This is a genomic window from candidate division WOR-3 bacterium (assembly GCA_039804165.1).
GTDB lineage: Bacteria > Hydrothermota > UBA3072 > UBA3072 > UBA3072 > JAFGHJ01.
Genome location: JBDRZZ010000013.1, coordinates 1 through 16,489, shown reverse-complemented (window position 1 = coordinate 16,489; position 16,489 = coordinate 1). Strand labels below are relative to the sequence as shown.

The 16,489-nt window shown below is 36.4% G+C and carries 15 protein-coding genes; 8 read left to right on the top strand and 7 right to left on the bottom strand.

What is annotated here, in order from left to right; translation table 11 throughout:
* Positions 1-3: 3 nt before the first annotated feature.
* The 5 genes from ABIN61_05730 (at position 4) to ABIN61_05710 (ending at position 6,598) form a co-directional block, all read left to right on the top strand.
* Positions 4-1,068, top strand: a complete 1,065-nt coding sequence (locus ABIN61_05730) for a glycoside hydrolase family 11 protein (protein ID MEO0293704.1) — start codon at positions 4-6, stop codon at positions 1,066-1,068.
* A gap of 497 nt (positions 1,069-1,565) precedes the next feature.
* Positions 1,566-2,663 carry a glycoside hydrolase family 11 protein gene (locus ABIN61_05725; protein ID MEO0293703.1) on the top strand — a complete coding sequence of 366 codons (1,098 nt, stop codon included), beginning with the start codon at positions 1,566-1,568 and terminating at the stop codon, positions 2,661-2,663.
* 94 nt (positions 2,664-2,757) lie between these two features.
* The gene (locus tag ABIN61_05720) at positions 2,758-4,260 is read left to right on the top strand and encodes a hypothetical protein (protein MEO0293702.1); all 1,503 of its coding nucleotides are present in this window, start codon (positions 2,758-2,760) and stop codon (positions 4,258-4,260) included.
* Positions 4,261-4,355: 95 nt separating this feature from the next.
* On the top strand, positions 4,356-4,841 hold the full coding sequence (locus ABIN61_05715; protein MEO0293701.1) for a TspO/MBR family protein: 486 nt from the start codon (positions 4,356-4,358) through the stop codon (positions 4,839-4,841).
* Positions 4,842-5,038: 197 nt separating this feature from the next.
* On the top strand, positions 5,039-6,598 hold the full coding sequence (locus ABIN61_05710) for an alpha-N-arabinofuranosidase (GenBank protein MEO0293700.1): 1,560 nt from the start codon (positions 5,039-5,041) through the stop codon (positions 6,596-6,598).
* A 63-nt stretch (positions 6,599-6,661) separates the two neighbouring features.
* Here ABIN61_05710 and ABIN61_05705 read toward each other — a convergent pair whose 3' ends face one another.
* From ABIN61_05705 to ABIN61_05685, 5 genes are all read right to left on the bottom strand, one after another.
* Positions 6,662-7,471: a ZIP family metal transporter gene (locus ABIN61_05705; protein MEO0293699.1), complete on the bottom strand. Its 810-nt coding sequence runs from the start codon at positions 7,469-7,471 to the stop codon at positions 6,662-6,664.
* A gap of 108 nt (positions 7,472-7,579) precedes the next feature.
* Complete coding sequence (locus ABIN61_05700; GenBank protein ID MEO0293698.1) at positions 7,580-8,266, bottom strand: peroxiredoxin; 687 nt, start codon at positions 8,264-8,266, stop codon at positions 7,580-7,582.
* 211 nt (positions 8,267-8,477) lie between these two features.
* Positions 8,478-8,870 carry a class II SORL domain-containing protein gene (locus ABIN61_05695; protein ID MEO0293697.1) on the bottom strand — a complete coding sequence of 131 codons (393 nt, stop codon included), beginning with the start codon at positions 8,868-8,870 and terminating at the stop codon, positions 8,478-8,480.
* A 34-nt stretch (positions 8,871-8,904) separates the two neighbouring features.
* Positions 8,905-9,351: a Fur family transcriptional regulator gene (locus ABIN61_05690; GenBank protein ID MEO0293696.1), complete on the bottom strand. Its 447-nt coding sequence runs from the start codon at positions 9,349-9,351 to the stop codon at positions 8,905-8,907.
* A 798-nt stretch (positions 9,352-10,149) separates the two neighbouring features.
* Positions 10,150-12,753: a glycoside hydrolase family 9 protein gene (locus ABIN61_05685; GenBank protein ID MEO0293695.1), complete on the bottom strand. Its 2,604-nt coding sequence runs from the start codon at positions 12,751-12,753 to the stop codon at positions 10,150-10,152.
* 246 nt (positions 12,754-12,999) lie between these two features.
* Between ABIN61_05685 and ABIN61_05680 the strand changes: the two genes are divergently transcribed.
* On the top strand, positions 13,000-13,131 hold the full coding sequence (locus ABIN61_05680) for a hypothetical protein (GenBank protein MEO0293694.1): 132 nt from the start codon (positions 13,000-13,002) through the stop codon (positions 13,129-13,131).
* Between the two features lie 699 nt (positions 13,132-13,830).
* Here ABIN61_05680 and ABIN61_05675 read toward each other — a convergent pair.
* Entirely contained in the window at positions 13,831-14,286 is a 456-nt protein-coding gene (locus ABIN61_05675; protein MEO0293693.1) for a hypothetical protein, read from the bottom strand.
* On the bottom strand, positions 14,274-15,182 hold the full coding sequence (locus ABIN61_05670) for a hypothetical protein (protein ID MEO0293692.1): 909 nt from the start codon (positions 15,180-15,182) through the stop codon (positions 14,274-14,276). Before ABIN61_05670 ends, ABIN61_05675 begins: the two co-directional genes overlap by 13 nt.
* Before the next feature lie 330 nt (positions 15,183-15,512).
* On the opposite strand from ABIN61_05670, the gene ABIN61_05665 reads away from it, so the two are divergent.
* Positions 15,513-15,842, top strand: a complete 330-nt coding sequence (locus tag ABIN61_05665; GenBank protein ID MEO0293691.1) for a metalloregulator ArsR/SmtB family transcription factor — start codon at positions 15,513-15,515, stop codon at positions 15,840-15,842.
* A gap of 4 nt (positions 15,843-15,846) precedes the next feature.
* Positions 15,847-16,489, top strand: a 643-nt coding sequence (locus tag ABIN61_05660) for a permease (protein ID MEO0293690.1), incomplete at its 3' end; no start/stop codon positions are given.

The window sequence follows — 16,489 nt, the reverse complement described above, 5'->3', positions numbered from 1 at the left end:
TAAATGAGTTTAAGGCGTTTATTAATAATATTTGGAACAATTGTTTTAGCAGCAATAGTCTTCATCTGGGGATGTCAGAATCATCCAACAGCTCCTGAGTCAAAGATAGATGCAGGAACCAAAGTGAGAGGATATAGTTCAGGTAGCTGTTCCGGAACTTTTAAAGTTACTTTCCAAAATGCAGTTTTTACTGCTGGTCAAGGGTGGAGTTCAGGAGCCTCTAGAACTATAAGCTGGTCCGGTAGCTGTAGTGGTTGCAGCTGGGGTCTTGGTGTTTATGGATGGTTGCAGAACCCACTTGTAGAATATTATATTGGGAAGAGTGGAGGGTCAAGCAAAGGTTCTTATTCCTGCAATGGTCGTTCATATACCCTGCAGATAACTACCCGAAACAATGCGCCTTCCATTGAAGGAACTAAGACTTTCCAGCAGTATAACTGCAGTGGAAGTACAGCAAGCCCTGTTGATATGGGTTGTCACTTTAACGCTTGGAGGAATCTTGGAGCTTCTGTAGGAAGTCAGAATTATCAGATAGTGTTGGCAGAAGGTTGGAGTGGGAATACTGGAAGTGCTACTATGACAGTTAGTGGTGCGAACTGGTATTCAGTTTGGTCTGAATCTGGTTCAGTATCTTATTCTTGCGGTAGTAGTGGCTCAACAACAACTACGACTACAAGTGGCTCAACAACAACTACAACGACAAGTGGAACAACCACTACAACTAGTGGTGGCTCAAAAACCATTGTAGTGAGGGCAAGAGGAACATCTGGGAGCGAGCAGATTCAGTTGACAGTAGGTGGAAGCACAGTTGCTACCTGGACTTTATCAACGAGTATGTCAAATTATACTGCTACTACTACAAGAAGTGGTGGAACTAATGTATGCTTTACCAATGATGGAAGTGGTAGGGATGTTCAGGTAGATTATATTCAGGTGAATGGCTCAACCCGTCAGTCAGAAAACCAGAGCTACAATACAGGATGCTGGGATAGTTCAAATAATAAGTGCGGCAAGAGCTACTGCGAGTGGTTACATTGCAATGGTTGCATTGGTTACGGTGACATTTAGTTGAGGGTAAGTAAACTGTAGTTGTAATTCCGAAGAAAACTGCCCGGTTTTTCCGGGCAGTTTTCTTAAAATTAAGGGAGATTTAAACGTTTGTAAAATTTAATTTTATAGAGTTAAGAAAGCATTTTTATAGCAACAAGAAGTGAAGCTTTATTTTTGTTGATAAAAAGGTAATGAGAAAATTGTTGGAAAAATTAACTGATTATCATAAATTTTAATGAGAAGACTATATCTTAAGTAATCCATTTGCTTATTCAAAAGTAAGGAAATTGCTCTTATTGACTTTTTGTTTTTATCAATTTATTTATTAAACAATAATTAAAGGGGGAGAAACGTTTAGGTACTGGTATTTAATTTTAAGAAATAAGTTTATTTGACTAGCCCCCTTCCTTTCCAAGTTATTTTAGAAAGAAGATTTGGGAAAGGAAAGGGGGTGAAGGAAATTAGAGGTGTTTTTATTTAGAAGTTTTTAAATTTAGATGTTAAAGGAGGAATAAATGAATTTAAGGCGTTTATTAATAATAATTGGAACAATTGTTTTAGCAGCAATAGTCTTCATCTGGGGATGTCAAAATCATCCAACAGCTCCGTCAAAAATGGATGTAGGATCTGGTAAGACGAGAGATGACTATTCATCAGGTAGCTGCACCGCTGGGAGTTTTAAGGTTACTTTCAGTAGTGCTAATTTTGTTACAGGTTTAGGTTGGAGCACTGGTTCAACAAGAACCATAAGTTACTCTGGTAGTTGCAGCGGTTGTAATTGGGGACCAGGGGTTTATGGTTGGCTTCAAAACCCGCTGGTAGAATATTATATCCCAAGGAGTGGAGGCTCAACAAAAGGTTCTTATACTTGTAGTGGGACAACTTGGACAGTGGGGACAGAGCAGAGGGTGAATCAACCTTCTATTGAGGGTACTGCGACTTTTACTCAGTATTTTGCTAGTGGAGGTAGTCAACCTATAGATATGAACTGTCATTATAATGGGTGGAAAAGCCTGGGATTAAGTGTGGGTAGCAATAACTATCAAGTGGTAGCAGTGGAATCTTGGAGTTCAGGTAGTGGTAGTGCTACTGTCTCTGTTCCTAATAGTGAGTGGTATACTCATTGGGTTGGATCTGGAACAGCTACCTTTACTTGTGGTGGAGGTGGTTCGACAACCACTAGCACTTCAACTACCACAACAACAAGCGCTACTACCACTAGCACTTCAACTACCACCACGACAAGTGGTTCAACAACTACAACCAGTGGATGGTGGTGGTGGTGGCCAAGCACAACAACTACTACAAGCGGCACAACAACAACTACGACTACAAGTGGAACAACGACGACGACAAGTGGAGGTGGAACTGCACCCTGCAGTAATCCGACTTCAATAAGTGCGCCATTCACAAAAGATGGCTCAGGAACTTTCTGCTGGTCTTTGACTTCCTGCAACTACATTAACTCCTGGAATCTACAGGAACTCAATGTGAACGGAGTTGATCTCACAAATAAATATGTTTCAGCCAGTCAGATGCCAGCAAAGATAAATGGAGCGTGGATTATTAAATATGTTGGTAATTATTCCTGGAGCCACTTTGAGGCGAAGTAAGCAAAGAAGATAAATTTATCTGCTGCCCGGTTCCAAATATAGGGACCGGGCAGAACTTTACTGAAACAAATAAAGGTAAGAAGGAGCTTTTGTTATGGAAAGAAAAAGAAGAGATGCATTGTTTGTTATAGTGGTCATTCTATTAGGCTTAATGATCGGATGCAAAAAAGGGGTTTCTAAAGCTGAAGAAGAAAAGATAGCTATAGTGGCACGTAGTCAAGATGAATTACATGTAGCTTGGGCTGAGCGAAGGGAGGATGGTAAGTTGGTGATGGTAATAGACGGAAAAGTTGATTCTATTGAATATGACAATATAGGAGCTATTGTGTTTAGTGGGGATGGGAAGAGAATAGCTTATACCACGAAAGGTGGAGAAAAATGGTCAATAGTTGTGGATGGTGTGGTAAATCCAGGTTTTAGAGCATTCCCTGGTTTTGAAGATATTAATATGAGCTCTCTTACCTTTAGTCCAAGTAGTGAACACTTTGCTTTTGGTGCACAATTGGGAAATAGATGGTTTGTTGTGCTTGATGGGGTAGTTATGCCTCAGGGAGGGCATGATTTTGTAGGTTATTGCACTTTTAGTCCTGATAACGAACACTTTGCTTATATGGCAAGAAAAGGGAATAAACAATGTATTGTCTTTGATGGAAAGGCTGGTAAAGAGTATAACTTTGTTTCTGAACCAATAATTAGCCCTTGTGGCGAACACATCGCATATGTTGCAACAGACAGTAATAATTTACAATGTGTGGTTTGGGATGAGAAGGAAGGGAAAAAATATGATTGGGTAGATAATCCTGTTTTTAGTCCTGATGGAAAGCATATTGCCTATAGTGCAATGAAGGACGGAAAACACATTGTAGTGATTGATGGGAAAGAAAGTCCCAAGTATGAAATGTACACAACCATACATCCTGTTAAATTTGGACCTAAGGACAACAGGATTGCATATGCGGTGATGAAAGGGGAAAAGTGGGTTGTGGTTGTAAATGGTAAAGAGGGTCCTGAATACGATGCTATTGGAGGTAATGGCGAGAGTATTACTCTTTCTCCTGACGGTAAAAGTTTTGCTTATGTTGCAAATAGAGGTCAAAAGTGGTTTGTTGTAACAAATGGAAAGGAAGGTCCTGAATATGATGATATCTTAGTTCGTACCCCGATATTTAGTCCTTGTGGTAAACATCTTATTTACGGAGCAAGGGAAGGGGAGAAATGGTTCGTTGTGCTTGATGGAAGTGTAGTGTCAGAGAAATATGATGAGATTGGTTATGTTCAGTTCAGTCCTGACAGCAAGCACTTTACTTTTAGGGCGAAAAAAGATAACAGATGGTTTGTTGTTTTGGATGGTAAAGAAGGGCCTAATTATACTAATGTGTTCAAACCGATTTTTAGAGAAGAGGGAGTGGAATACCTGGCTGAAAGCAGCATTCCAGGTTGGCTCCTTCGGTGCAGATTATCTTATCCTAAAAGCGACGGTAAAGTTGAAAAATCGGAGGAGAGAATTGGTTGGTTAGTAGAATCTATTGTGGGTAAAGAGACAAAGGGATGTAAACCTTGTGAGAGAAAAAAACAGGAGCAACAAGAGAAAAAGTGATTTTTTCTATTTTTAGTTTTTAAAAAACTTTTTATTTTTAATAAGCTGGTCTAACCCCCTCTGTCATTCTTTGGTGGGGATATTTAAGGAGGAAAATGTACAGAAGTAAAATAAATGAGATTTTAAATTTTTTTATAAGTATAATAATTTGTCAATTTGCAGGTCTTATTGGTTCTTTATTTACAACCCCTTCAATTCCAGGTTGGTATGCAAATATAAATAAGCCTTCATTCACTCCTCCAAACTGGGTCTTTGCGCCAGTTTGGACAATTTTGTTTTTATTAATGGGGATCTCTTTATATTTTATTTTAAGGATTGGATTAAGTGATAAGAATGTAAGAATAGCAATTATGGTTTTTATTTTACAACTTGCTTTTAATATATTATGGTCTTTTTTGTTTTTTGGGTTAAGGTCTCCTTTTTTAGCTTTTGTTGAAATTATATTTTTATGGATAGCCATACTTATGACAATTATTCTTTTTTATTCTTTGTCTAAAGTAGCAGGTATATTGTTGATTCCTTATATTCTTTGGGTGAGCTTTGCTTCGGTTTTAAATTTTGCAATATGGAAAATGGGTTGAGGATTTGGTAAATAAAAGTAAAACGTTTATAATATTAAATTTTGTGGAATTAGAAATCTTAGATAAATTTTTGCTTTCTAAATAAGAAGATCTTTTAGTCTTGACCTCTTTTATTTTTTATTTTATAATTACAAATAAGAATTAAGACGGCTTTAGAAAGATAGTTTAAAAGGAATTTTTAAATTAGGAGGTTAAAAATGAAGAGATATTTTATAATTTGTTTGGTGTTATTTTTTGCGTTAAATGTTTTCGCTCAACGTCCAATTAATAAGTTGGTCGTAAGAGCGGACTCGGCCGAACAAAAAATTAGCAAGTTTATATATGGGCATTTTGCGGAGCACCTTGGACGTTGTATATATGGTGGTATATGGGTTGGGAGAAATTCAAAAATTCCTAACATTCGGGGATATAGAAAAGACGTCCTTACTGCTCTTAAGGCTATTCATGTTCCTGTTATTCGTTGGCCCGGTGGTTGTTTTGCAGATACTTATCACTGGAAGGAAGGAATTGGTCCATACAGTAAAAGACCGAGAATCGTGAATACAACTTGGGGTGGAGTTGTTGAAGACAATAGTTTTGGAACTCACGAATTTTTGGAATTTTGTGAGTTACTTGGTGCTGAACCTTACATTTCGGTTAATGTTGGAAGTGGCACGGTAAGAGAAGCAAGTGAGTGGGTTGAATATGTAAATTCTACTTATGATATACCAATGGTTAAGTTAAGACACAAAAATGGTAGATTAAAGCCATGGAATGTGAAATTCTGGGGAATCGGCAACGAAACATGGGGTTGCGGTGGAATTATGTCTGCGGATTACTATGCTAATGTTTTATCAAGATATTCTTTTTTTATGAAGAATTATGGGGAGACGAAATTATACAAAATTGCCTCAAGTGGACTTCCAGAAGACTTTAACTGGACTGAGATAATAATGAAGAAATGGAAAAATACGGATACTTGGCTTCAGGATTATATGAGTGGTTATTCTTTGCATTATTATACAGTAATAGACTGGAACAAAAAGGGGTCTGCAATAAACTTCACTGAAAAAGAATGGTTTATAATATTGCAAAAGGCTCTCTATTTAGATGAATTAATAAAAAAACATTCAGAGATAATGGATAGATATGATCCAGAGAAGAGGATTGGACTTGTAGTAGATGAATGGGGGACTTGGTATGATGTAGAACCTGGGGTTAATCCGGCTTTCTTATATCAACAGAATTCTCTTCGCGATGCAATAGTTGCGGCAATAAGCCTTAATATTTTCAATAATCACTGCGACCGAGTGAAGATGGCAAATCTTGCTCAATTAGTAAATGTTCTCCAATCTGTAATTATAACAAAAGATGAACAGATAGTGTTAACACCGACGTATTATGTATTCAAAATGTTCTCGGTTCACCAAGATGCTACATTATTGCCGACTAAGCTGGAGTGTGAGGAATATTCATATGGTGAAGAGAAGATTAAGTCTTTAAATGTATCAGCCTCAAGAGATAAAGATGGGAAAATTCACATTAGTATAGTAAATCTTGATCCTAATAATGTTAAGGAACTTGAATGTAAGATTCTTGGAAGTAACGTAGAAAAGGGTTCCGCCGAGATAATTACTGCTGAAAGAATGAATGCTTTTAACGACTTTGGGAAGACCGAGGAGGTCAATATAAAGCCTTTTGAAAAATTCAAATTAGAAGATGATAGACTAATAGTAAGTTTACCCCCAAAATCTATAGTGATGTTTGAATTGGAATAGATTAGGAGAAAGTCAAGGGAAAGCAACTTTTTATTTTACATTCTTTAGTCCCCAAAAGCTTTTTTATCCGAAGGTAACATCCAAGATCATCATAATTAAAAATCCGATAATTGTGCCACCCGTAGCAAATTCTACATTACCATTTCGTTGTGATTCAGGTATTACCTCTTCCACAACCACGAAAATCATAGCACCTGCTGCAAAACTCAATGCATAAGGTAAAAGGAAATGTGCCCATAACACTGTAAAACAACCAATAACTGCAGAGATTGGTTCTACAACACCTGAAAGTTGACCAAACCAGAAACTTTTAAATCTTGTTAATTTTTCACGGTAAAGAGAGATTGAAACTGCAAAACCTTCAGGAATATTCTGAATTCCTATCCCTAACATCAATGCGGTTGCTCCTCTTAATGTTGCTTCTGGAAGGTCTTTGGTAACAGAGCCAAAAGCCACTCCTACAGCAAGCCCTTCAGGAATATTGTGAAGTGTAATTGCCAAAACCAACAAAACACTTCGATGCCAAGAGGTTTTTATCCCTTCTGATTCTATAATAGGAAAGCCTAGATGAAGATGAGGTAATATTATGTCTATGATTCTTAATGAGACTGCACCTAATATAAATCCAACCGTGGGTGGTAACCAGGAGAGATTAGGAGTAGTTTTTTTTGATATTTCAATTGCTGGCGCAAGAAGAGACCAAAAGCTTGCTGCAATCATAACCCCACCAGCAAAACCCAACATGCTATCAAAAAACTTTTGACTTACTTCTTTTGTTAAAAATACAAGCATAGAGCCAATAGCAGTTAGGCCCCAGGTGAAACAACCAGCTAGAAGAGCTAATATGAGAGGGTGAAGTTTCTGAATACTCATTTCCATTTTTATTAATTTACATCAAAATTATTATTTCAACAATTAAAAAGTAAAATATGGGGTACCAGAAATTAATCTGATACCCCATATTTTCAACTTTACCTTTTGTCATCTTCTTTTTTCGTTTATTTTTAGTTTCTTATGACAGAGCCACCAATCAAAACACTCAAATTCACCAATTTTTGCCTTTTTAACTCTATCTTTTGCTGTTTTAACATCCTTTGGAGGAGGAACAATCACATGGTCTTTTACAATTTCATTGTTTGGCCAATTTGCGGGCATTGCAACCCCATATTTATCGGAAATCTGCATCGCCTCAAGAGCTCTTAAAATCTCATCTATATTCCTACCAAGTTCTTGGGGATAGTAAAGAATTATTCTTATTTTGCCTTTGTCATCTACAATGAAGACCGCCCTGACAGTATTCGTTCCTTTACCAGGATGAATAAGACCAAGAGTCTCAGCTACCGCACCTGTATCGGCAATAATTGGAAATTGAATCTCAATACCTAATTTCTCTTTTATCCATTCTTCCCATTTGATATGAGAAAAGACCTGATCAACGCTAAGTCCTATGAGTTCACAATTCAATGCTCTGAATTTTTCATATCTTTTCTGAAAAGCAACAAACTCAGTTGTGCATACTGGAGTAAAATCCGCCGGATGGCTGAAAAGGACAAACCATTTGCCATAGAAGGTCTTTGGTAATTTCATAACACCAAGGGTTGTCTGCACTTCTATCTCTGGGAAATTGTCTCCCAAAAGGGGCATTCTTTTTTCTGTTATTTTGTCCACAAATTCCTCCTTTTTAAAACTTGCTAAATTTATTGTTTGGTGCTCCATAAGTATCCTTACATTTCTTTATACATTTTTATATGAATTTTTCTGTTTTAAGTGATAGGAGTTATAGTTTTTTCTACGCTTTTTCCATTTTATAAAATTCTAAATTTTGTGTATTATTTGTGGCATCCGCCCTCTTCAAAAGAACGATTGCTCTCGCTTAAAGTTATTCTACCTTTATCTCTTGGGAGTTTTGCCAAAGTCCATGGATATTACAATAAGAGAATGCAATAATAGTTCCAGGCTTTTCTGTCTTAAATGTCAGGGTTACTTCTGGATGAGTGTAGACCGTGCTTGTATTTGGGCCATTTGTCGAGGCTCCATGAGATAGAAATTCAAATCTCCCAATATGATAAGGAAATTTTTCGGCTTCGGGGTGGAAGTATAAATCAATCCAAACAATATGATGTTCTGTTGTATTGGGATGAGGAATCTCTTTTCCAACACAAACTGTCACTTTAAAATTTTCTCCTTTTTTTGCCTTTAAAGGTGCTTCAATCACTGGTGTATGTTTTTCTTTTTTCCAATCCGCAGTTTGGAATATATTATTAAGGTTCATCATAAATCCTCCTTTTTATTAACTTTACCATTATTTATTCTTTTGTTTCTTTTTTAGTGGTCTCTAAACAATTTTTACAAATTCCTTTAAAATATCCATGCACCTCATCAATTTTATGACCCTCAATAGTTTTCTTTTTCTCGTTACCAAAAGGGCATTTGATTTTAATGTCGTAAATTTTATGACAATTATTACAATAGAAATGGTGATGGAGAGATAAGTTTGGATCGTAATGGGTGTCTATTCCTGTAATGGTTAAGGCTTGAAGGAGTTTTTTATTTAACATTGCATTCATCGTATTATATACTGTAGTCATTGAAATAATAGGTAGTTCGTTTTTAAGTTCATTGTAAATTGTTTCAACACTTGGATGTTCATAACGATATTTGTAAATAGTCTCGATTATTCTTATCCGCTGGTAGGTTGGTCTTAAACCTGCTTCTTTTAAAATATCTTTTATTTGTTTTAAACTTGAAATCATTTCAATCACATAATAATTATAATCAAATTTAAAATAATGTCAAGGGGTATTATGAGGAGATAGTGTAGGTGCTCTAAACTTTTGAGAAGAAATTTATTTTTATTCTTAATTTGTTTTTGTTCGAGCGGTGTTTTGCCAAATTGCCAAATTGGGGTCAGGTCTTGATTTTTGAACAACTCTGATTATTCGAGATGGTTTCCGATAGGTCTAAATGGATGGGGTGAGAGAGACTTTATCGCTACAGTCTATTCTAGAATAGGAGGTGAATTTTTATCTTTCTACAGCATAGGTAGAGTGTATTTTTGGTCTAACCCAGGTTTGCCATTTCTCCGAGAAAACAACTAACTGCTCTCTGAAAAATTTTATACCCATATATCTAGTATTTGCAAATGTTAAAAGCGAGTTTTCTTTGAAAGTAAAAAAGTTAAGCGAATACCTCTATAAATTCTATTTTTGTGTTTTCCAAAATATATAAAGTTAAAGGGTTTTTGTTTAATTTTGGATCCTCCGTTGTCTTCTCTTATGGCCTCTTACCTAACGGAGAGAGGTAACGGATAGGGCTGTGCTTAATTTAGGAAATACTAAATTACCAAAGAAAAATGAAAGTTATTAGGAGTTGGATAATTATATACTCTTTTTTAAATGTAGAAGAATGCTTTTCATTATTTAAAAAATATTTGAAATTCTAGCTCAATTGAGGCAAAAAGAACAAAAATTTAGAACCTGTAATTCTGAAAGGTCAAGGCCCTTGTTTCCGGTATGTTATAGAAATTTTTAGTAAATTTGGGTTAGATTTTTTTATTTCAAGAATATCACCTTCTCAGAAAGGGATTCTCTTCTTTCTCCGCTGAGTCGGCAGAAATATATACCACTTGCAACCTTATTCCCACTTTCATCTGTCCCGTCCCAGGTCTTAGGATAACTGCCCTCCGAAAGATATTCATTAAGTAGAACTTTGATTTCTCTACCAACTAAATCGTATATCGCAAGTTTAACTTTTCCTCCCCCTCCTACAGTAAAATTAATAGTAGTGGTTTCATTAAAAGGATTCGGGTGAGGAGGGGACAACAGAAAATATAAACCGATAGGCGGAGAAGGTGGCCAGTTATCAGGAGGGTTTGGGTTGGTAAAATTGTCGGCATTTGGGTCTTCGGATGCATTGTAAAGAAACGCATACATAAGTGCGTTCCATAAGGTTTTATCTGTTCCAACCTCATCGCAAGAAAAGAACGACCATCCATCTGCCCAACGCTTATAATAAGGTAAACTCTCCCAACTTGGGTATAGCTTGGTTGCAACCCTTTGACTACTTGGGTTTGAACTATATCCCCATGCAGTACCAAAAATCAGAAGGCCTGGAACATTACCTTTCGGTTTCCCGACGTGATCAGATGTTACCCCGTCTGAAAGTCCGTTCTTTGTGTAGTAAGAATCATCATGAGTGGGACAAACAGGTTGAACAAAACCTAATCCTGTTACAAACGACATACCAAGTGGATTTAATCCGATGGCGTAATCTGCAAACTGACTTATGATATCAAAGTATTGTTGTTTCTTCTCAGCATCGTTTGTTAAAAGGTAAGCGAATACATAAATATCTGCGTAGATACCCTGACAGGTTGCTGCTCCCCATCCAATAGATTGCATACATCCGCTTGGATAGGATTCATTTTCAGGGAAAAATTTCATATATCCACCACGATCCACAGCTTTAAAAATTATATTTTTAAGTCCTTGAGCAGTTGTCTCGTCAATCGGGTATTTCTGGGGGAGAAGATAACTGATAAAATGTGAAGTCCCTGCATGGGTATATGGATTACCACCTCCCCAACACTCAGGATATTTTGCTGCAAGTGTATCCGGATTAATAAAACAATGGTCCGCAGCAACCTTAAAGATGTTATGATACTTCTCTTCACCTGTTAAAAGATACATTTGAAGAGCCGCATAGGTGAAACCATAACGATGACTAGTTACAGCATTAATATCAAGTTTGCGCTCTAAATATTGCCAAGCCAGTTCCGCTCTTGTTCTTAAATCTGCAGCCTTCTCAGGTAACCACCCTCCTTCTGTTAGGAGTCTTGAAATCTGCGCAAACAAACCGCAGGATTTTGATGTTACGTCTATTGTTACTTCCCATGTACCGTAAATAAGCCCCAGGACAGTTTCTTCTGTAGCTGCACTAGCCCAACCGTAACCTGTATATCCGTCCATTTCAGTTCCGCTTCTTACTCCACCATAGTCTGGGTCAGTTGGGTCAGTTACCTGAAGATATTCCCAAACAAGAGCTCCCCACATTGCTTCATCGAATATATCGGGAATACCATTACCTGACTCCGGAATATTGTACTGTCCATCAATAAAATGGTTCTTGAAAGCCTCGTAATAACCAAGCATAAAAATAGGCATATCTACATGAAGAGGACGACGGTCATAATCTCCAGCATCGTGGTAACCTCCTCTAATTTCGAATATTGGCTTATCATAATCGAAAATTGGTATCTTATCGTTTCCTTCAAGTGGATATCTAATATCTTCCGCATGTGTATGACAAATTGCTCTTGTGTATTCGGTAAATGGTTGTTCAAGAGCAATTCCGCATCTTTGGTGATACATACCTCTCATATATGTATATGCAATAAATCTTGTGTAATCCGTCCCTACTCCAAATGGCCAGGACCTACCAAAACCGGGAATTGATACATAGTAAGGACCTCCTTCCGGAATCCCTCTCAAATCTAACCTGTAAACAAATTCTCCACAAGTAGCAGGATATCTAATGATTGCAGTATCAGCCTTAATGAAAACAGCAGTCCCGGACTTTACAATAGCTCCATCTGACTCTCTTATTACCTCATAAGTTGGCAAAGTCTCAAACTCCCGTGAACCACCGTCCCCAAGAAACACTCCCAATACCGCATAACGAACACGGCTGTCCTTGTGATAACCAACCTGATTTACCTTAATTGCCTCGCACAATGTTGTTCGATCATTGTAAATTAGAGTTGTATCTCCATAAGGTGTTGAGATTGAATAAAGATGATTATTCTCGAAAGCCTTACCAATATCCAGATATATACGGTGACGAACCGTTACCCAGTAATCGCGTTGGGGGTCCCCCCAATCGTAAGGAAGCTCATCGTAGGGAACCGAATAAAGGTAAACCGCAACAGGATTCTGTCCATCAACTTTATAAGAAGATGTAGATTTATCAATAGGATTAACATAATCACTGCCGTGTGGACCTGTTTGGACAATAACAGCAATCACTCCGGGCGCAGCAGTTCGAACTTCGACAATGGTTGGTTCTTGAGGTGGAGGTGGGATTGCATAAGAAAGTAAAGACCTTAACAATGTAAACATTGTGACCAAAATAAACAATAAATTTTTAAAAGATTTCATAACTCCCCCTTTTATAAGACTCATTTTTTGTACTTATAAACTCTTTTCTGTCTTTTATAAAATAAGTACACCTCTAGACTTTTCCTGCTTTTTGAGTCTGGCTATATACGCCTAAAACTTTGACGTTTTTCTAGACTCGTTTTTTATTTTCTCCCCGAGAAAATCCTGAATATATGTGTAATATTAGGAGAGTTATTAATATTTGTCAATACCTAGGCAAGTTACGAGTCAGGAGTTTAAAAATAATTGGCAGTAATATTAAACACAAAGCCAGTAGAAAATAATGTTTTACTTATTTTGACTCTAGACTTAAGGCCGATGGTTCGTATCTTAGATGGCAATGCAATGAAGAATGAACAAATCTATTTTTTTTTTTAATATTTTAGTGGCAGGACTTTCAGAAAATTTATCTCGGCTTCGTCAAGAGCATCTATACCCCAGGAAGCCGCTTTCTTCGCATAGCTATTGAAGTCTTTCTATATCTCTTAGTAACCCACAAAATCATAATTGCCGGCAAGAATAACATCGGAAATTTCTCTGGTAATATTTATGCACTCCCCATGGTCAGATCCATAACCAACAATGTCTTCAAGACTTATCTATCTTTTCTTCATAATTTTCAAGATACAGAACCATGGCAAAAAGAGATTCTAGATTTCCGTGAATGCCCGAAATTAAAGCGAACATCATAGCAGTTTTTGTCTCTCGCAACGGGTTCAAGAATACCGTTTACAAAATATTACCGATTTCTCCGTGGAGAATGTGATATTTATCCTTGTAGAATAAAGAGCTTGTATTCTCTCAAGGGTTATTAAAACCACTTCCTAAAAATTTGGGGCAAGGTCTCTTTTTGAATTTTTGAGCGGAATTTTGTTTTTATTTAATTCCAGAACAAATATAAGAGCAAGCACCTTTATTTCAAAAAGTCCAATTCTGTAATAGAGAAATTTATCTTTTTCGGTTTTACTAATTTTGCGTTTTCTCTTAAGAGTTTTTATATTGACCTGTTTGTTTTTTGTTATAATTATAATAGAAATTGGGTGGAGTAAATCCCTTAAAAAGAAGCGTTAATTAAATTCAAAATTCAAGACCTGACCCCAAATAGGCATAGAGGAGACTATCAGCAGAAGGGAAAAAACAGGGATTTCTTCCTTCTACTATTTTGGCAATTATTTCCTCACTTTCTCTTGAAATTATGCAGAGGGTATCATTTAATACTACGGCAATTTTCTTGAGGTCATTCGAAACATCCAGTGAACCCCATGTGCCTTGAGGTGGCTCTCTAAACAAATAAATTTCCTCTTCAAAATTGGTCTGAATGTTTATTCCTACTATTGCCCTCCTTTGAGGGGGATTTGACCCTTCGTAATAACCACCCAAAAAATTGAAAGTTTGACAAGATAAATCTGTTTCTTTAGAAGTATAAATGAAATTCTCTTTGGAGCCACATACATTGGAATAGGTGACCTGATAGACAGTTCGAGAACACGACAAAAGAAGCAGAGATAAAAGAATGTTACTTATTTTCTGCATAATTTTAATCCTATCTCCATTATGTTACCTTTTACCACCTTTTTATCTCCTCCAAAATAATAAGAAAGTGAAATACCTGTCCCCCAATCTCTTAAGAAAAATTCATAAATTCCTTTAATTTCTATGCCACCAATTGAAAAGCCAACTATATTCCCTGTAGTCAACAGGTCTTTTTTTGCTAATGAAATACCCCATAAGTAATTTTCTTCTCTTTCTCTTATTCCTAATTCCGCGAAAAACGAATATCTAACCCATATACCTTGTTCGGGATTGTAGATATTATAACTAAATATGTAAGGCTTAAGTCCTGTTTCGAAAGAGGAATTAAGATTAATCCCTGACAAAAGAGGAAATTCATCACCCAATATTAAAGAACCTACCACATAAATTTTATCTGAAAGTCCAGAACGTAACATTTTAAGTCCAAGAGAAACGAAATTAATACGCCGGTTGTTGTTATCTTGAGAAAAGAATAAAAATTCACTGCCTGCCTGCATAAAATTTACTGTTTCGTCACTGCTGGACAAACCGCCATACGCTCCAGAGAATCGTAGCAAAAAGTTATTTGTATAAACACCAAAAAAGAAAGGATAAAAATTGTCCTTAATTATATAATTTCCTTTGAAAGCGAAAGAGCAACTTTTCTCTAATCCTCCAATAATATTAAAAGACTTACACCCAAAAGAAATGTATAATCTCTCCGGTATGAAAACATAATAATTATAAGATAAATCTTTTTGCGGATCTTTGTAGTCTAATGATTGAATGTTCCATTTCTGGTATACACCCTGTAGGAGAAATTTAGAGGTTATATCTCCAGGTTCCGGATTTTCAAGAGGTATACCACCTATAGGCGGAAAGTATACAAATATAACAAAAACGAATAGATTTATCATAATATTAAATAAGAATAACCTGAAATTTGAACTATCGTTAGCCCCAAATAGCTGATTCTTTTAACCAACAATCTCTTCGATGAATCATTAAATCTCATAGATTTTTATTTTCCCTTTTTCGTACTTTTTTAATTTTACAAAAATTCAATTATGTTGTCAAGAGGCACACTTTCAGGAATCTAACGATTTTAAAATTGCAATCCCTTAAAATATTTCATTATGTTTTTAAACAAAAATCGTAAATTTCGGATACTAACCCACTTGACAAAAACGGATAATATATTAATATATTACAATATTTTAATATATTTAAATTAAAAGGAGAAAAAGATGGAGAAATTTTTGAAAATTTTTAATGCTCTTTCGGACGAGACGAGGTTGAGGATTTTTCTTTTGCTTACCCGGAGCGAGCTTTGTGTTTGTGAATTGATGAATATTCTCAATATGAAACAACCGAGAATTTCACATTGTTTGAGAATCTTAAAGGAGGCGGGGTTGATTGAGAATAAAAGAGAAGGCCAACGGATTATTTATTCTGCAAATCCGGGGATATGCAAAAGTAAATTGATTGATGAATTGAAAAAAGAGGTGGTTCTTTCTCCGGAAGATTTGAAAAATCTGAAAAGATGCAGAAAAAAAGAAATCAGGAAGAAGGAGTAAAACAATGTTTTTGGAAATAATAAAATCTGGATTTTTAGCGTTAAAGGACTATGCTGCCACACATATTCTGACCTGTCTTGTTCCGGCATTTCTTCTTGCAGGGGCAATTGTAACATTCATTAATCGCAATGCTATTTTAGAGCATCTTGGCGAAGAAACAAGGAAGAGCAGGTCTTTTCCTCTTGCGAGTATTTCGAGTTTCTTTCTTGCAGCTTGCTCCTGCACTGTTATCCCTGTTGCGAGTGGTCTTTACTACGGAGGTGCAGGAATTGGAGTTGCCTTTATTGTTCTCTGGGTTGCACCTGCCGCTAATATCCTTGCTCTGACCTACACTGGAAACATCCTCGGCGGAGGAATGGTTATTTCAAGAATTGTAGCTGCTCTTTTTATGGCTTTTATTGTCGGCTGGGTGATGAGTTTTGTCTTTCGAGGAGAAAGAAAAGAATCTATAACCACTACGGAAGAAACACAAAAAAAGACAATCATCGAGCGGAAAGGGCTGGTTTTGCTCCTTCTTATCCTTCTCTCCCTCCTTTTACCCAACTATCTCGTAAGAGGAGGAGCATATATTTATAAAGTTCTGGTCTGGTTAATTTCTTCTCTGGTTATGTTAATCTATGCCATTAAGGTTTTCTCGAAAGAAAAAC

Bases quoted from the DNA above. Each gene is read 5' to 3' on its own strand.
- ABIN61_05730 (MEO0293704.1), top strand. From the start codon at position 4: ATGAGTTTAAGGCGTTTATTAATAATATTTGGAACAATTGTTTTAGCA.
- ABIN61_05725 (MEO0293703.1), top strand. From the start codon at position 1,566: ATGAATTTAAGGCGTTTATTAATAATAATTGGAACAATTGTTTTAGCA.
- ABIN61_05720 (MEO0293702.1), top strand. From the start codon at position 2,758: ATGGAAAGAAAAAGAAGAGATGCATTGTTTGTTATAGTGGTCATTCTA.
- ABIN61_05715 (MEO0293701.1), top strand. From the start codon at position 4,356: ATGTACAGAAGTAAAATAAATGAGATTTTAAATTTTTTTATAAGTATA.
- ABIN61_05710 (MEO0293700.1), top strand. From the start codon at position 5,039: ATGAAGAGATATTTTATAATTTGTTTGGTGTTATTTTTTGCGTTAAAT.
- ABIN61_05705 (MEO0293699.1), bottom strand. From the start codon at position 7,471: ATGAGTATTCAGAAACTTCACCCTCTCATATTAGCTCTTCTAGCTGGT.
- ABIN61_05695 (MEO0293697.1), bottom strand. From the start codon at position 8,870: ATGAACCTTAATAATATATTCCAAACTGCGGATTGGAAAAAAGAAAAA.
- ABIN61_05690 (MEO0293696.1), bottom strand. From the start codon at position 9,351: ATGATTTCAAGTTTAAAACAAATAAAAGATATTTTAAAAGAAGCAGGT.
- ABIN61_05685 (MEO0293695.1), bottom strand. From the start codon at position 12,753: ATGAAATCTTTTAAAAATTTATTGTTTATTTTGGTCACAATGTTTACA.
- ABIN61_05675 (MEO0293693.1), bottom strand. From the start codon at position 14,286: ATGCAGAAAATAAGTAACATTCTTTTATCTCTGCTTCTTTTGTCGTGT.
- ABIN61_05670 (MEO0293692.1), bottom strand. From the start codon at position 15,182: ATGATAAATCTATTCGTTTTTGTTATATTTGTATACTTTCCGCCTATA.
- ABIN61_05665 (MEO0293691.1), top strand. From the start codon at position 15,513: ATGGAGAAATTTTTGAAAATTTTTAATGCTCTTTCGGACGAGACGAGG.